Below are 15,260 nucleotides of genomic sequence, written 5' to 3'. Positions count from 1 at the left end.
AAATGGAGCGAGTATTTAACGTCGCTGTGTTGGGCGCTACCGGCATGGTAGGAAAAACGGTTGTTGAACTATTGGAACAACGTGAATTCCCTGTAGGCGATATTTTTCTGCTTGCAAGCAGTAACAGTGCGGGTGAACAGATTAAATTTAAGGGCAAACGCGTGACCGTTAAAGATGTTAACGATTTTGACTGGTCGCAAGCACAAATTGCCATCTTCTCGGCCGGTTCGGAAGCGGCAAAAGAATGGGCGCCAATTGCTGGCGATAACGGTTGTGTGGTGATTGATAACAGTTCTGCATTTCGTGAAGACCTAGACGTACCGCTAGTGGTACCTGAGGTTAACCCTCACGCCATCAGTCAATACAGCAGTCGTAACATTATTGCTAACCCTAATTGCTCGACCATCCAAATGCTGGTGGCACTAAAACCATTACAAGAAGAAGTTGGCATTGCGCGTATTAACGTAGCGACCTATCAGTCTGTTTCTGGCTCAGGTAACAAAGGAATTAAAGAGCTAGCAGGGCAAACCGCTAAGTTACTCAATGGCCAGCCCATTGATCCAGAAGCGTATTCTCAGCAAATTGCATTCAACGTGTTACCGCAAATCGACGAAATGCTTGATAACGGTTATAGCCGAGAAGAAATGAAAATGGTAAATGAAACGCGCAAGATATTTGAAGATGAAAGTATTATGGTGAACCCCACCACTGTGCGTGTCCCTGTGTTTTACGGTCACGCGGAAGCAATCCATGTAGAAACGCGTTATCCATTGGCAATAGACGAAGTTAAAAGCTTGATGAATCATGCTCAAGGAGTTGAGTTTATTGCAGACACTGGTCAGTGCCACACCCCTGTTGCCGACGCTGTCGGTCAAGATAACGTGTTTGTCAGTCGTTTGCGCAAGGACATAAGCTGCGAAAATGGCATAAATATGTGGGTGGTTGCTGATAATGTCAGAAAGGGCGCAGCGACCAACGCAGTGCAGATAGCGGAATTGTTAATACGTGATTATTTCTAATTTTTAAATCACTTACTCACCAAAATACGGGGCTGTGTCTCAATTCCAGCCCCTGCTCTGATGCCAGTTTATTTTGATGCTAGATTAGCCTTGCGAGCTAGTTTATAGTTATCAGTCATTAAGAAGTATATGTGTGAAAGTTGCGCATGTATGATGAGTTTTTGAGCGATTCAAAAAAATAAAGGATGGAACATGGGACGTTATTTTTCCCGCGCAGTTGTAGCATTACCCCTTGTGCTGGCGACAGGTAGCATTATTGCAGAAGAAGATGTATTCAAAGATGCCCCTGGGTTTTATGTTGAGCTAACCGGTCCCGAAGGGGAAACCAAAAGCCAAGTCACCACTGTAAAACCTAAAATCGTTAGTTCAAGAAAAGCGGGAACTTACGGCCCACTAAAAAGCTCTGATACCCTCTGGTCGATTTCTAATCGCGTGAGACCAAATAAATCAGTTTCTGTTTACCAAACCATGACGGCCATTTTTAACAAAAACCCACACGCTTTTGTTAACAATGACATTAACCGCTTAGTAGCGGGTGCTGTCTTAGCCATTCCAACAGAATCTGAAATTCGTGGCGTTAATAGCCAGTCAGCACAATCAGACTTTGTAGCTAAAAGTACTCAAAACAAAACCACTGCACCTGCGACTAAGCCTGCAGCGACTCCTGCGCCTAGCGTAGAAGCCGCGAAGCCTGCAGAAGTAGCCAAGCCAGCTGCAAAACCGGTAGTGGTCACGCCTGAGCCTGAAGCGGTTGCTCAAGCAACGCCGGCTCCTGTCGAGAATGTGGATCAAGGTACAGAAGCAGAAACCGTTGCAGCGATTCCTGAAGCGGCTGAGAAAGAAATCAACGAGCTTAAAACTCAGCTAGATGATTCTAACTCGCAGCTTATGCAGGTGACGGAATCAAACCAACGCCTAAAAACTAAAATTGAGTCGCTGACTCAAGATATTAGTGGTCTAAAAACCAAGTTAGAAGAAGACGCCAAAGTTCAAGCTGAGATTAAAGCCATGTTGGCTCAGCAAATGGCTGAGAAAGAAGCGCAGCAAGCAGCCGAAGCAGAAAAAGAGGCCAGTTTACTTCATACAATTGGTTCTAGCTGGTTATACCTGTTAGGCGTTATCTTGTTCCCAGTGTTGCTAGTCGTGCTTATCTTCACTTTCTGGTTAAGAGCGCGCACTAAGCAAGAGCTTGACGAGCAAGAGAAAGAAATGGCGGAGTCAACGTCGACTCTGATGGAAGAAGAAAATAGTGAGTTTGACGATCTGCTAACCAGCGACGTTGCAGACCAAGACGCGACAGCTTCGGAAGATGACTTGTCAACCGACGGTTTAAATAATGCCGACCTAGAGTCAGCCGATGATTTAGATCTGCTACAAGAAATCGATTTAGATGGCGAAACGTCAGATGAGCTTGACTTAGAGTCACCAACGAATGACTTGTTTGAAGACCAGCCAAGTAATGACGTTGAAGAAGTGACTGATTTCTCATTTGACCCTGAGCCGGCGGCTGAAGCGGATGATGCTAACTCTTTAGAGCTAGACATTGAAGACGAGCTTGTAGCGGAACAAGCCACGATTGAGCCTGAGATTGATTTTAGTGGCGACTTCGAGCCTGAATTGAGTGAGCCTGTTGCAGAAACCGCTACAGAAGTTGCACTAGAGTCTGAAGTTACCCCTGAACCAGAAGTTGAAGCTAGCCCAGATGCAGACCTTGCGGCTGATTGGGAAAAAGAATTATCTGAATCTGCGGATGACGAAATTAGCTTTGAAAGTGATTTAAGCCTCGATAACGAAGTAGATCTTGAGCAAGAATTAGGCTTAGAGGACGAAGTTGATATCACTGGCCTTGAAGGACTTGATTTAGACCAACCTGTATCAGTGGAAGATGCGCTGGCGGCAATGGACGCAGAGGCAGCACCAGAATCATCAGCTCAGGACACAAATGAAGAAGAACTGTTAGCGTTTGACGCGGCTGATTCTATTGAGCCCGAAGCAAGCGAAAGCAATGATTTAGCGTTTTCACTTGAAGATGAACTACAAGACCCAAGTGCTGAAATTGCAGCAGAGTCTGAAGCTGAGATTAGCTTAGAGCTAGACACAGATGATAACGAGCTTGAGCTTGAAACACTCGAGCCAGCTGCTGCTGAATCTACGGATGAAACGGTATTAGACTTCAGTAATGAGCTGAGCTTAGAAGATGAACTCAGCCTTGAGCCAACGGAACAAAAAGCTGACGAAGTGAGCATTGATGCTGAGTTAGATTTATCTGACGAGTTAGCCTTAGAGCCAGAAGCGTCAATTGAGCCTGAACTTGCCCTCGAGCCAGAGCTAAGCTTAGAGCCAGAACTAGTTGAACCTGCAGTTGAAGCAACACCAGAAGTTGCTGAGCCTGTTGCTGAAGAAGTTGTGGTTGAAGAGCCTATTATCGAAGAGCCAGTGGCAGAGCAAGCTGAAGCCGCGACTAACACGCCTTCAGACAACAAAATCTTGTCAGAGTTAGACTTATCTAACATTGAGTTTGAAGAAGCGGATGAGTCTATCTTTGACCTAGAAGCTGATGAAGACACCCTTATCCAAGATGACGAGATGATTGTCGAATTGGATGAGGTAGAAGATTTACTTGCTGAAACCCCCGCGCCTGCGCAGCAACCCGTTCAAGCGGCGGCACCTGTTTCAGCTGAGCCAATGGAGTTTAATTCTCCAGAGCCTGCTGCCGATGAACTGGCGATGGACTTTGATTTCAGCGAGGCTGAAGTCAAACCAGAGCCAGTAGCAGCTGAGCCAGAGGTAAAAGTTGACGCTCCTGTTGCTGATACCAATGAACTAGAATGGGACTTTGCTGAAGTTGAAAGTATTGACGCAGTGAAGGATGAATCTGCTGCTGATGTAGAAGCTGCAGACATGCTAGCGTCGCAACTTGGTGAAGTGGCGTTTAATGAAAGCGCAGAAGTTCCACTGGTTGATGACGTGGAAGATGACTTCATTGATATCAATAAACTGTTGGAAGACAGTGATGGTGGTAACGGCGATGATGAGCCTTATCAAGCGGCGAGCCTAGACGTCGGCCTGGATGAATTCCCTGAAATTCTACCAGACAGTGACGGCATTGACGTCGATGACGATGAGGGTGGCATTGGCCAAAAACTTGACTTAGCCCGTGCTTACTTGGAAATTGACGACAAAGAAGGTGCGAAAAGCATTTTGGAAGAAATCCAAGGTTTAGGCAGTGTTGAGCAAATCAGTGAAGTTGAAAAGTTACTCGACAGATTGAGTTAAACTGCTTCAATATTGAACGCAAAACAAGACTAAGGGATGCATTTTAATGGCATCCCTTTTTTTTTGTTTTATAATCCCTGTTTTTTCAATAGGTAGACCTGCATGCGAGTCGCTTTAGGCATTGAATATGATGGTGCCAACTATTATGGTTGGCAAAAACAACTCGAGGTAGACACGGTGCAAGCGCGTCTTGAAGCGGCCCTAACTTTAGTGGCCAATGAAACCATCGAAGTGCAATGTGCAGGACGCACAGATGCGGGAGTGCATGCTACCGGCCAACTCGTACATTTCGACACTCATGCCACTCGAAATGAACGAGCTTGGACCTTGGGCATTAATGCTAACTTACCCAAAGATATTGCGGTGACTTGGGCCAAACAAGTCGACAGTGAATTCCATGCCCGTTTCTCGGCTACCGCGCGCCGCTATCGTTACATTATTTATAATGCGCCACTGCGCAGCGGGATCTTAGGCGGCGGACTCAGCCATTATTTCGAGCCCCTTGATGCCAATAAAATGCATCAAGCAGCGCAATACCTGTTAGGGGAACAAGACTTCACCTCGTTTCGAGCCGCGCATTGTCAATCCAATACACCTTTTCGTAATATCCATCACGTCAATGTCAAACGTTTTGGCCCTTACATTGTCATCGATATTAAAGCCAACGCTTTTTTGCATCACATGGTGCGTAATATCACCGGCAGCCTAATCGAAGTGGGTAAAGGCAAACAAGATATCGACTGGCTCAAGCATTTACTTACATTAAAAGATCGAGGCCAAGCAGCAGCTACGGCAAAAGCAAATGGCTTGTATTTAGTTGACGTTGATTACCCTAGCGAATTTAATTTACCACGCCATCATATTGGCCCGCTGTTTTTACCGAATGAACAATTATAAGGCGATATTCAATGAACAACTTGCCTCAAACTTTAGCGCAATGGCTCACACACTTAGAGCGGTTACACCCAAGTGAGATTGAACTTGGATTAGATCGCGTCAGACAGGTAGCGCAGCGTTTAAACCTTATTCATTTTGATGCCAAGCTGGTGCTGGTAGGCGGAACAAATGGTAAGGGCACCACTTGTGCCATGCTCGAATCCATCTTATTGCAAGCGGGTTATAAAGTAGGGGTATATTGCTCGCCCCATTTAATTCGTTATACCGAGCGAGTGAGGATTAATCGTCAAGAATTGACAGAGCAAGCACATTGCCAATCTTTTCTAGACATTGAAAAGGGCAGGGGCGACATTGCTTTAACGTATTTTGAGTTCGGCACTTTATCAGCGCTTAACTTACTCAAACAAGCTAATCTTGATGTAGTGTTGTTAGAAGTAGGTTTAGGTGGACGCTTAGATGCGACAAATATTGTTGAACCGGATGTATCTGTGGTCACAACGGTCGATATTGATCATGTTGATTGGCTGGGAGATAACCGTGAAGACGTGGGCTTTGAAAAAGCGGGCATATACCGTAAGGGAAAACCGGCTATTTGCGGCGATCTGACGCCGCCTCAGTCGCTAATCAAGCATGTCAGTGATATCGGTGCAAATTTGGTTTTAGCCAAACAAGATTATACGTTTGAGCTAGCATCGGATAGCTGGCAGTGGCAAAACTCAGAGCAAAAATTCGCGGCTTTACCCCTGATTAATATGCCGATTCAAAATGCCGCCACGGCATTAGCTTGTTTACACGCTTTGCAGTTGAATGCGCCAGAGGATGCCATTGTTAAAGGTTTAGCCGATGCGCAGCTAGCAGGGCGTATGCAAGTGTGGCAAACGTCGCCTAAAGTGATATTAGACGTAGCGCATAACCCCCAATCGGCGCAATACCTGGCGCAGCAGTTAGTACAATATCGAGCTCAGGGTATCAAGTGCTTGGCGGTGGTTGGCATGTTAAAAGATAAAGACATCGCCGCGACGATGGCGCATTTTTGCGATACTTTCAGTCATTGGTATCTAGCTGACTTACAGGGGCCACGCGGCGCAAAAGCTGAAGAGCTTAAACAGCATTTACCCGCTCAAGCGAACGTCAACGAGTATGGCAGCGTGGTCGAAGCATATCAGCAGGCTTTGACAGACAGTGAGAGCAAGTCGGTGGTAATTGTTTTCGGCTCGTTTTACACTGTAGCCGATATTATTGCATTGGATAATAAGGGTTAATTTGTGGCCAGCCAATTTCAGAATCGTTTAGTCGGTACTATTATCGTTGTTGCTTCTGCTGTGTTGTTTTTACCAAGTTTATTAGACGGACAAAAAGAAGAGTACCGCGACGAGTTTGTGGCTATCCCTATTCAACCTGAGCAGCCTACGCCAAAGCCTAAACAGCCCTTAAGTACAGAAACTACCTTGGTCGCGAGTAATGAAGAGTTTAACCTAGAACAGCTTCCCGAAGCCGTTGTAGTGGCACAAACGGGCGCTAAAGGGGACATCGAAATAGTTGAAGTGGAAGAGGTGACCGTTCTGCCTGAACTCAAACAACTTGACCAAACTAAGGTTGTAAAAAGGCCAAAGCCTACTCCCGCGACGCCTAAGCCCACGCCTAAAGTCAAGCCACAAGCGACGCCTGCGCCTAAAGCTGTGGTTAAAGTGACTCCTAAACCCAAACCTAAGCCAACAGTGAAACCAAAAAGTAATCCGGCTCCTGACTTCAAAGGCGCAGCTTGGGTGGTGCAATTAGGTGCATTTAGAAACGCAGGTAACGTGAATGCGTTAGTTAAAAAGTTAAAAAAAGCAGGTTATACCGTACATACGGTGCCTGCAACCGTGACCCAAGATGTGATTAACAAGGTTTATGTTGGCCCTGATGTATCAGCCCAAAAGCTCGAGAAATCATTGCCTAAGCTAAAACAATTAACCGGATTACAAGGCAAAGTGGTGCCTTATAGCCCGCTGCGTTAATGATGTTTAATACCAAGTTTTACAAGCAATTTAGATTTAAGGGTGTTAAAATCGCCGCGTTTTTTAGCAAGGGCTGATTCATGGTTTGGATTGACTACGCCATTTTAGGCATTATCGCGCTTTCTTCGATTATTAGTTTGATCAGAGGTTTTGTAAAAGAGGCATTTTCATTAGCCAGTTGGTTCGCCGCTTTTTTCATTGCCAGTCAGTTTTACCCTGACGTCGCCACGCTATTTACCAATATTGAAGATCCTATGATCAAAAACGCAGCGGCCATTGCCGCTTTGTTTATCAGTACCTTGATCGTAGGTGGACTAGTAAATTATGTGATCAGTCAGCTGGTCAGTAAAACGGGACTTTCAGGAACCGATCGCACCTTAGGTATATGCTTTGGTGCAATACGAGGCGCGCTGATTGTCAGTGCATTGTTGTTCTTTATGGACTCGTTTACCGCGTTTCCAAGTACACAATGGTGGCAAGCGTCTACCCTGATCCCTGAGTTTGGCATTGTCATTGAATGGTTCTTTGAGTATGTCAAAACATCATCCAGTTTTTTAACACCAAGCCCCTAAAATTACGAGGACAAGATACATGTGTGGTATTGTCGGCATCGTTGGATCCAACCCTGTTAATCAAAGCATTTATGACGCCCTGACGGTTTTACAACACCGTGGTCAAGATGCAGCTGGCATCGTGACCATCTCCGAAGGTAATTTTAAGCAGCGCAAGGCCAATGGGCTTGTCAAAGATGTGTTTGAATCTAAACACATGCAAAGGCTTAAAGGGAACATCGGTATCGGCCACGTGCGCTACCCTACTGCGGGTAGCTCGAGCGCAGCAGAAGCACAACCGTTTTATGTTAACTTTCCATATGGCATGGCTATGGCGCATAACGGTAACCTAACCAATGCACCTGAGTTATCTGATATCTCTGCCAATAGCTTGCGCCACATTAATACAACCTCAGACTCTGAGACCTTGTTGAATGTGTTAGCGACTGAACTTGCGCATTTTAATAAGGCAACGTTAGACCCGAGTGACGTATTTGCAGCGGTGGCTAAAGTTCATCAACAAGCACGCGGTGCATACGCGGTAGTGACCTTGGTGAATGGTTTAGGCTTGATTGCGTTCCGTGATCCTAATGGCATACGTCCATTAGCTTTGGGTAAACGTGAAGAAAATGGTCAAACCGAATACATGGTTGCGTCTGAGAGCGTGGCGATTGAAGCTATTGACTTTGAGTTTGTTCGCGATGTGACGCCCGGTGAAGCGGTGCTAATCACTGAATCTGGCGAGCTGTTCACGCAGCAGTGTGCGGAAAATCCAAACTACTGTCCTTGCGTGTTTGAACACGTTTACTTCGCGCGCCCAGATTCAATGATAGATAACATTTCTGTCTACGGTGCACGCTTAGAAATGGGTAAAACCTTGGGCGATAAGATCAAACGTGAATGGGATGATTTAGACATTGATGTTGTCATCCCGATCCCGGAAACGTCATGTGACGTGGCATTACAAATTGCGCTGCACTTGGACTTGCCATACCGCCAAGGTTTTGTGAAAAACCGTTATATTGGCCGTACTTTTATTATGCCGGGTCAGACTCAGCGTCGTAAATCGGTTCGCCGTAAACTTAACGCCATTGGCGCAGAGTTTAAAGGTAAAAATGTACTCCTAGTTGACGACTCAATTGTACGTGGCACCACGTCTGAGCAAATCGTTGAAATGGCAAGAGACGCTGGCGCAAATAAAGTGTACTTTGCTTCTGCTGCACCAGAAATTCGTTTCCCGAATGTTTACGGTATTGATATGCCGACCGCCAATGAGCTTATTGCCCATGGGCGAGAAGTTGAAGAAATCTGTCAAAGTATCGGCGCAGATGGCTTGATTTATCAAGATTTGGCTGATTTAGTGAAAGCCGTAGCCGTTCAAAACCCTGATATTAAGCAGTTTGAAACTTCAGTGTTTAATGGTGAGTACGTTACTGGCGACGTCGATCAAAACTATTTAGACTACCTAAACTCTTTACGCAGCGATGATGCTAAGGCGATCCGCGAGCAAAAGGAAGAGATAGCTAACTTAGAAATGCACAACGAAGGTGCTTAGTCCTCCGCATTGCTTGCTAAGTTAGACACAAAAAAGGCTACCGCAAGGTAGCCTTTTTTATTGCTTTATTATTGTCATACGAAGCTTGGGCCAAATCCAATAGACCAAAGAATGACTGAGCTTGCCAATATCGCAACCAGCAGCACTAAACCCACAGTGACCACAGAGCTTGCGTAGATAAAACCTTGGTCTTCTGGAATGTGCATTAAAATGGGGACGCCGGTATAGAGTAAGTAAATCGACCAAGCAAGTCCGACAAACCCGACCATCATAATAAACCACGGGGAAGGGTAGAGGGCTGCAAACCCTACCATAAACAAGGGGGTTGCTGTATATGCCGCTAATTCAAGTGAGTGGGTATAGTTATGCTCAGCACCAAAGGTGAGAGACATCCAATTAGCTAAATATGCTAGAGCAAACACGCCCATGACTAAGGCAAAGTATGTGGCAACAGACATTGCAGCGGCGCTTTCCATTGATAAATAGATAGGATCACCAGCGCCTATTGACCAACCTGTGAAAACGGTCGAGTAAAACATGCAGACACTGGGCACCAATGCAATAAGTAATATGTGGCTGATGCTCATAGAGATGTTTTCGTGGCTTCTGTCAATCGTGTGCCACTCAGATTTTGGATGGGTATACAGACCCCAAATATGATTTAGTACCATGTTATTTCCCCTCTTCCTTTTTATAGGCCACCAAAAGACGCGGCCAAAAGTTAAATAAATGTACGAAATTAACATTTATTTAACTTTAGCGCAGAGTGGGAAAGAACACCAGATCTGTTTAAAACTTAACCACTAAGTAGCTAGGAAAGGTTGCTCAATCAATTGCTTACTTTCAGCTGAAACCACTAGCATGCTGCCTTGCTCGTACCAATCACCCAGTACAATACGGGTTTTTGCTTGTCCATCTAGGGTGAAACGGTGCACGTTTGGGCGGTGGGTATGGCCGTGGATCATGGTGTCGACCTGAAAATGTAACAGCTCTTGTTCCACTTCCGGTTGATACACATCCATAATTTGTTTGCGATATTGTTGCTTCTGTTTGCTTTGGGCTTTGCTATTACTGCGTATTTTATTACCGATATGACCGCGGATAAACTTAGGCATGGCCAAAAACAGCCAACGTAACCAAGGCTTATAAACCCAGCGGCGATAGTTTTGATAGGCTTCGTCTTCCGTGCACAGCGTATCGCCGTGGAGCAGTAACACGGTTTCACCGTATAAATCCACGCAATGCTTTTCAGGTAATATGATCATGTTTGCTTTTGACGAGTACTGCTGACCGATCATAAAATCGCGATTGCCATGAATGTAATAACAGGGCACGCCACTGTCTGCTAAAGCTTTAATCGCTGTCGCTACATCATTGGTCAACGCGGAGTCTATGTCGTCACCAAGCCAAATTTCGAATAAGTCACCCAATATATACAAAGCGTCGGCGTCGCGTGCATCATGGGCAAGAAAATGCAAAAACAGCGCCGTGATTTCAGGGCGCTGCTCAGACAGATGTAAATCTGCAATAAAGTATGTAAATCCCAAGTTGATTACTCGGCGATAACGGCTTTCTCGATGACAACTTCATCTAGAGGCACGTCTTGGTGCATGCCATAGTTACCTGTTGATACGCCTTTGATCGCTTCAACCACGTCCATGCCTTCTACGACTTTACCAAACACACAATAACCCCAGCCTGAAGTAGACTCACTTTTGTGGTTGAGGAACGTATTATTGGCTACGTTGATGAAAAACTGCGCTGAAGCAGAATGAGGTTCCATCGTGCGCGCCATGGCTAAAGTGCCTTTTTCATTTGAAAGTCCATTGTTGGCTTCATTTTGAATAGGATCACGCGTCGCTTTTTCATCCATACCCGAAGCAAAACCACCGCCTTGGATCATAAAGCCGTCAATCACGCGGTGAAAAATGGTACCGTCATAGTGGCCTTCTTTCACATACTGGGCAAAGTTCTCAGCCGTTTTTGGTGCTTTGTCGTAATCAAGTTCGATTTTGATGTCGCCGTGGTTGGTTGTCAAAGTGATCATATTATTACCTTTAGTATTAATTCGGCGCTTATTTTAGCCTAAGGCTGGGGTGAGGGAAAACCGTTTACCGATATTAGGATAAGAAAAAAGCGCCCAAAGGGCATTTGCACCTTGAATTGTCCAATGCAAAGGATGAATTTCACTGCGCTGCAAGGTAAAATGCCTGTTTTGTCATGCCATTTAAGTATTGAGGAACAAATGCTCAAAATATACAACACATTAACGCGTCAAAAAGAAGAGTTTAAGCCGTTGGTCGAAGGCAAAGTTGGCATGTATGTGTGTGGGGTGACCATTTACGATTACTGTCACATCGGTCATGGTCGCACTTTTGTGGCATTTGATTTAGTGGCGCGCTATTTGCGTTACGCCGGATACGATTTGACTTTTGTTCGAAATATTACCGACGTTGACGACAAAATAATTAAACGCGCCAACGAAAATGGTGAAAGTTGCGACGATTTAACTGCACGATACACCGCTGCTATGCATCAAGACTTTGCCGCGCTAAACATGATCGAGCCAGATTTTGAGCCGCGAGCCACCGAGCACATGGCCGAAATTATTGTCATGGTAGAAAAGTTGATTGCCAAAGAGCATGCCTACGTCGCTGACAATGGCGATGTATTGTTTGCGGTGAGCTCATTTGCAGATTACGGTAAGCTGAGTCAACAAAATTTAGACATGTTACAAGCCGGTGCCCGTGTAGAAGTCGAACAAACTAAGCGCGATCCTCTGGATTTTGTATTATGGAAAATGTCTAAGCCGGGAGAGCCAAGCTGGTCTTCTCCTTGGGGTGAAGGACGTCCGGGGTGGCACATTGAATGTAGTGCGATGAACAACAAAATCTTGGGTGAAGTATTTGATATTCACGGTGGCGGCTCTGATTTAGCGTTTCCTCATCATGAGAATGAAATAGCGCAATCATGCTGTGCTCATCAAGGCAAATATGTTAACACCTGGATGCACTCAGGCATGGTGCAAGTCGACAAAGTGAAAATGTCGAAGTCGTTGAACAACTTTTTCACCATCCGTGACGTGTTAGAACAATATGACGCTGAGAGCGTGCGTTATTTCTTGTTATCTGGCCATTACCGTAGCCAGCTTAACTATTCAGAAGATAACTTAAAACAAGCTCGTTCCGCCTTAGAACGTCTTTATACTGCGTTACGTGGGGTGGTGCCTAGCCAGGCGGCCACCGACTCGGAATATGCTGCCCAGTTTAAAAAAGCCATGAACGATGACTTTAATACGCCAGAAGCCTTGCCGGTTTTGTTTGAACTGGCCAAAGCCATTAACAAGGTGAAAGAGACGGATATGGTCAAAGCGCAGGCGTTAGCTGCGGAGCTCAAAGTGTATGCCGAAGTACTAGGCTTATTGCAACAAGCGCCAGAAACCTTTTTGCAAGGTGCTAGCGGTGATGACGACGAAGCAGCAGAGATTGAAGCCCTCATCAAACAGCGCAACGATGCAAGAGCCGCGAAAGATTGGGCAAAAGCCGACGAAGCCCGTGATAAGCTAAATGCGCTTAATGTGATTCTAGAAGACAGCGCAGCCGGCACAACGTGGCGCAAAGCCTAATTATGTCATTGCTTTAAATTATAAGCCGGTATATTTACCGGCTTTTTTGTGCCCAGTAAAAGCGCAGCGCCAAGACGTTGAGAGTTGAGAGCTAAACGCTAGTTATAAAAAAACCTGCATAAAGCAGGTTTTTTTGGTTAGCGGCGTAATCTTGTTGCTTTACGCGCTGTGGAACTCATCACAAGCCTGGAGCGTATTTTCTATCAAGGTGGCCACTGTCATTGGACCAACGCCGCCAGGAACAGGAGTAATGAACTCGGCATTTTGTTTAGCGACTTCAAACTCAACGTCACCCACAAGTTTGCCATTTTCAAGGCGGTTTATACCCACATCAATAACGGTTGCGCCTTGCTTAACCCACTTACCAGGAATAAAGTTCGGTTTACCCACGCCCACGACTAAAATGTCTGCTTGACGCACATGATGTTCAAGATCTTCCGTAAAACGATGACAACAGGTTACGGTGCAACCTGCCAGCAGAAGCTCAAGCATCATAGGGCGACCCACAATGTTTGACGCTCCCACAATCACAGCATGCTTACCGTGAGGTTTTTGGCCCGTTGAAGCGAACAAGGTCATAATGCCTTTTGGCGTACAAGGGCGCAGCATTGGGATACGCTGCGCGAGGCGGCCAACATTATAAGGGTGGAAGCCGTCCACGTCTTTGTGAGGAACAATCCGTTCAATCACTTGGGTTGAGTCTAAACCTTCAGGCAACGGCAGCTGTACTAAAATGCCATCTACCGAATCATCAGCGTTTAATTCATCAATTAAATTGAGTAGTGTCTCTTGGTTAGTATCTGCTTCTAGATCGTATGACTTAGAGACAAAGCCCACTTCTTCACACGCGCGGCGTTTGCTGCCTACGTAAACCTGTGAAGCAGGATCCAGCCCTACTAGTACCACGGCCAATCCTGGCGCTCTTTTTCCTTGGGCTAAACGCTGTTCTACTTTAGTGGCGACATTTTCACGAATTTGTTTAGCGATGGCACTGCCGTCGATGATTTGCGCAGACATTGATATTGCTACTCTTTTGTTAACATTAAAACTGCCTATATTGTGTCAGAGAAGGGCAAGTTTGTCAGCCAATTCGTATAGGTGCTAAACAGTATGATTAACAATTGAACGAACGTTGTTTTTTTTAAAGAAAGTCGTTGACCAAGGGCGTTAGACTGGGTAACATGCCGCTCCGTTGTTTAGGGGAACAGATGTCATGCTCCTGCAAACAACCAATGTGCGCCCTTAGCTCAGCTGGATAGAGCAACGGCCTTCTAAGCCGTAGGTCGAAGGTTCGAATCCTTCAGGGTGCGCCATTTCATTTTGAATCCCGATTCAAAATGAAATAGAAAACAGTGGCGGATGTAGCTCAGTTGGTAGAGCCCCGGATTGTGATTCCGGTTGTCGCGAGTTCAATCCTCGTCATTCGCCCCATTCTTCCTAGGAAGAATACAAGATGCGGAAGTGGTGAAATTGGTAGACACGCTAGATTTAGGTTCTAGTGCCGCAAGGTGTGAGAGTTCAAGTCTCTCCTTCCGCACCATTTAACGTTATATGTAATGGACAGACGTTAGCTTACTCAACAAGTAAGTCTCCATGTAAATTTCGGTGAACCGCGCAGCCTGGTAGCGCATCGTCGCGAAGCTCTTTAGAGAGTGGGACCAGAGGGTATAGACCTTCTAGAATGTACCAGCGCAAAGTTTAAGTTCGGTGATTAGCGCAGCCTGGTAGCGCATCGTCGCGAAGCTCTTAGAGAGTGGGACCAGAGGGTATAGACCTTCTAGAATGTACCAGCGCAAAGTTTAAGTTCGGTGATTAGCGCAGCCTGGTAGCGCATCGTCGCGAAGCTCTTAGAGAGTGGGACCAGAGGGTATAGACCTTCTAGAATGTACCAGCGCAAAGTTTAAGTTCGGTGATTAGCGCAGCCTGGTAGCGCATCGTCGCGAAGCTCTTAGAGAGTGGGACCAGAGGGTATAGACCTTCTAGAATGTACCAGCGCAAAGTTTAAGTTCGGTGATTAGCGCAGCCTGGTAGCGCATCTGGTTTGGGACCAGAGGGTCGGGAGTTCGAATCTCTCATCACCGACCAATATTTAAGTTTGGCTATTTAGCGAAACTAATGCCAAATAAACCTGATTAAGCGGGTAATTGGTAAAAATTCAGTGGCGGATGTAGCTCAGTTGGTAGAGCCCCGGATTGTGATTCCGGTTGTCGCGAGTTCAATCCTCGTCATTCGCCCCATTATTTTAAAATATAATGATCCATTTTTAATAACGGTTCGTTATATAGAGTAACAGCAAGGCATTGGTGATTAGCGCAGCCTGGTAGCGCATCGTCGCGA

The 15,260-nt window shown here is 45.8% G+C and carries 12 protein-coding genes and 5 tRNA genes; 13 read left to right on the top strand and 4 right to left on the bottom strand.

The features are described from left to right. The first annotated feature begins 2 nt into the window (after positions 1 to 2). The 7 genes from D1Z90_RS09870 to purF all read left to right on the top strand — a co-directional run bounded on the left by D1Z90_RS09870 (position 3) and on the right by purF (position 9,298). Entirely contained in the window at positions 3 to 1,019 is a 1,017-nt protein-coding gene (locus D1Z90_RS09870; protein ID WP_119910584.1) for an aspartate-semialdehyde dehydrogenase, read from the top strand. A gap of 192 nt (positions 1,020 to 1,211) precedes the next feature. Then, a complete protein-coding gene (locus tag D1Z90_RS21965; protein ID WP_119910583.1) occupies positions 1,212 to 4,295 on the top strand; it encodes a FimV/HubP family polar landmark protein in 3,084 nt (1,027 codons plus the stop codon). A 102-nt stretch (positions 4,296 to 4,397) separates the two neighbouring features. Continuing rightward, positions 4,398 to 5,192, top strand: a complete 795-nt coding sequence (truA, locus tag D1Z90_RS09860; RefSeq protein WP_119910582.1) for a tRNA pseudouridine(38-40) synthase TruA — start codon at positions 4,398 to 4,400, stop codon at positions 5,190 to 5,192. Between the two features lie 11 nt (positions 5,193 to 5,203). Further along, on the top strand, positions 5,204 to 6,454 hold the full coding sequence (gene folC, locus D1Z90_RS09855; RefSeq protein ID WP_119910581.1) for a bifunctional tetrahydrofolate synthase/dihydrofolate synthase: 1,251 nt from the start codon (positions 5,204 to 5,206) through the stop codon (positions 6,452 to 6,454). 3 nt (positions 6,455 to 6,457) lie between these two features. Next, positions 6,458 to 7,192: a cell division protein DedD gene (gene dedD / locus D1Z90_RS09850; protein WP_119910580.1), complete on the top strand. Its 735-nt coding sequence runs from the start codon at positions 6,458 to 6,460 to the stop codon at positions 7,190 to 7,192. Positions 7,193 to 7,272: 80 nt separating this feature from the next. Further along, complete coding sequence (locus D1Z90_RS09845) at positions 7,273 to 7,764, top strand: CvpA family protein (RefSeq protein WP_119910579.1); 492 nt, start codon at positions 7,273 to 7,275, stop codon at positions 7,762 to 7,764. Positions 7,765 to 7,783: 19 nt separating this feature from the next. Then, positions 7,784 to 9,298 carry an amidophosphoribosyltransferase gene (purF, locus tag D1Z90_RS09840; protein ID WP_119910578.1) on the top strand — a complete coding sequence of 505 codons (1,515 nt, stop codon included), beginning with the start codon at positions 7,784 to 7,786 and terminating at the stop codon, positions 9,296 to 9,298. A gap of 74 nt (positions 9,299 to 9,372) precedes the next feature. Here the strand turns inward: purF and D1Z90_RS09835 are convergent, their stop codons facing one another. From D1Z90_RS09835 to D1Z90_RS09825, 3 genes are all read right to left on the bottom strand, one after another. Further along, on the bottom strand, positions 9,373 to 9,969 hold the full coding sequence (locus tag D1Z90_RS09835; protein WP_119910577.1) for a Yip1 family protein: 597 nt from the start codon (positions 9,967 to 9,969) through the stop codon (positions 9,373 to 9,375). A gap of 132 nt (positions 9,970 to 10,101) precedes the next feature. Next, positions 10,102 to 10,845, bottom strand: coding sequence for a UDP-2,3-diacylglucosamine diphosphatase (lpxH, locus tag D1Z90_RS09830; protein ID WP_119910576.1), 744 nt, complete (start codon positions 10,843 to 10,845; stop codon positions 10,102 to 10,104). 5 nt (positions 10,846 to 10,850) lie between these two features. After that, on the bottom strand, positions 10,851 to 11,345 hold the full coding sequence (locus D1Z90_RS09825) for a peptidylprolyl isomerase (protein ID WP_119910575.1): 495 nt from the start codon (positions 11,343 to 11,345) through the stop codon (positions 10,851 to 10,853). A gap of 198 nt (positions 11,346 to 11,543) precedes the next feature. Between D1Z90_RS09825 and cysS the strand changes: the two genes are divergently transcribed. Further along, positions 11,544 to 12,923 (top strand): cysteine--tRNA ligase, encoded by a 1,380-nt coding sequence (gene cysS / locus D1Z90_RS09820; RefSeq protein WP_119910663.1) that lies wholly within the window; start codon positions 11,544 to 11,546, stop codon positions 12,921 to 12,923. A 159-nt stretch (positions 12,924 to 13,082) separates the two neighbouring features. Here the strand turns inward: cysS and folD are convergent, their stop codons facing one another. After that, complete coding sequence (gene folD, locus D1Z90_RS09815) at positions 13,083 to 13,940, bottom strand: bifunctional methylenetetrahydrofolate dehydrogenase/methenyltetrahydrofolate cyclohydrolase FolD (protein ID WP_119910574.1); 858 nt, start codon at positions 13,938 to 13,940, stop codon at positions 13,083 to 13,085. A 219-nt stretch (positions 13,941 to 14,159) separates the two neighbouring features. Between folD and D1Z90_RS09810 the strand changes: the two genes are divergently transcribed. The 5 genes from D1Z90_RS09810 (at position 14,160) to D1Z90_RS09790 (ending at position 15,160) form a co-directional block, all read left to right on the top strand. Continuing rightward, a tRNA-Arg gene (locus tag D1Z90_RS09810) sits at positions 14,160 to 14,236 on the top strand. 42 nt (positions 14,237 to 14,278) lie between these two features. Continuing rightward, positions 14,279 to 14,354, top strand: a tRNA-His gene (locus tag D1Z90_RS09805). A gap of 24 nt (positions 14,355 to 14,378) precedes the next feature. Then, positions 14,379 to 14,463 (top strand) — tRNA-Leu (locus D1Z90_RS09800). A 468-nt stretch (positions 14,464 to 14,931) separates the two neighbouring features. Then, positions 14,932 to 15,008, top strand: a tRNA-Pro gene (locus D1Z90_RS09795). Between the two features lie 76 nt (positions 15,009 to 15,084). Then, a tRNA-His gene (locus D1Z90_RS09790) sits at positions 15,085 to 15,160 on the top strand. The last annotated feature ends 100 nt before the right edge of the window (positions 15,161 to 15,260 follow it).

Source organism: Motilimonas pumila (assembly GCF_003596335.1).
Classification (GTDB): domain Bacteria; phylum Pseudomonadota; class Gammaproteobacteria; order Enterobacterales; family CBDFNC01; genus Motilimonas; species Motilimonas pumila.
The sequence above is the reverse complement of the archived record's forward strand: the minus strand, read 5'-3'. Positions and strand labels throughout refer to the sequence as shown.

What these genes read in the sequence shown, in the direction of transcription:
- D1Z90_RS09870 (WP_119910584.1), top strand. Translation starts at nt 3, where the DNA reads ATGGAGCGAGTATTTAACGTCGCTGTGTTGGGCGCTACCGGCATGGTA.
- D1Z90_RS21965 (WP_119910583.1), top strand. Translation starts at nt 1,212, where the DNA reads ATGGGACGTTATTTTTCCCGCGCAGTTGTAGCATTACCCCTTGTGCTG.
- truA (WP_119910582.1), top strand. Translation starts at nt 4,398, where the DNA reads ATGCGAGTCGCTTTAGGCATTGAATATGATGGTGCCAACTATTATGGT.
- folC (WP_119910581.1), top strand. Translation starts at nt 5,204, where the DNA reads ATGAACAACTTGCCTCAAACTTTAGCGCAATGGCTCACACACTTAGAG.
- D1Z90_RS09845 (WP_119910579.1), top strand. Translation starts at nt 7,273, where the DNA reads ATGGTTTGGATTGACTACGCCATTTTAGGCATTATCGCGCTTTCTTCG.
- purF (WP_119910578.1), top strand. Translation starts at nt 7,784, where the DNA reads ATGTGTGGTATTGTCGGCATCGTTGGATCCAACCCTGTTAATCAAAGC.
- D1Z90_RS09835 (WP_119910577.1), bottom strand. Translation starts at nt 9,969, where the DNA reads ATGGTACTAAATCATATTTGGGGTCTGTATACCCATCCAAAATCTGAG.
- D1Z90_RS09825 (WP_119910575.1), bottom strand. Translation starts at nt 11,345, where the DNA reads ATGATCACTTTGACAACCAACCACGGCGACATCAAAATCGAACTTGAT.
- cysS (WP_119910663.1), top strand. Translation starts at nt 11,544, where the DNA reads ATGCTCAAAATATACAACACATTAACGCGTCAAAAAGAAGAGTTTAAG.
- folD (WP_119910574.1), bottom strand. Translation starts at nt 13,940, where the DNA reads ATGTCTGCGCAAATCATCGACGGCAGTGCCATCGCTAAACAAATTCGT.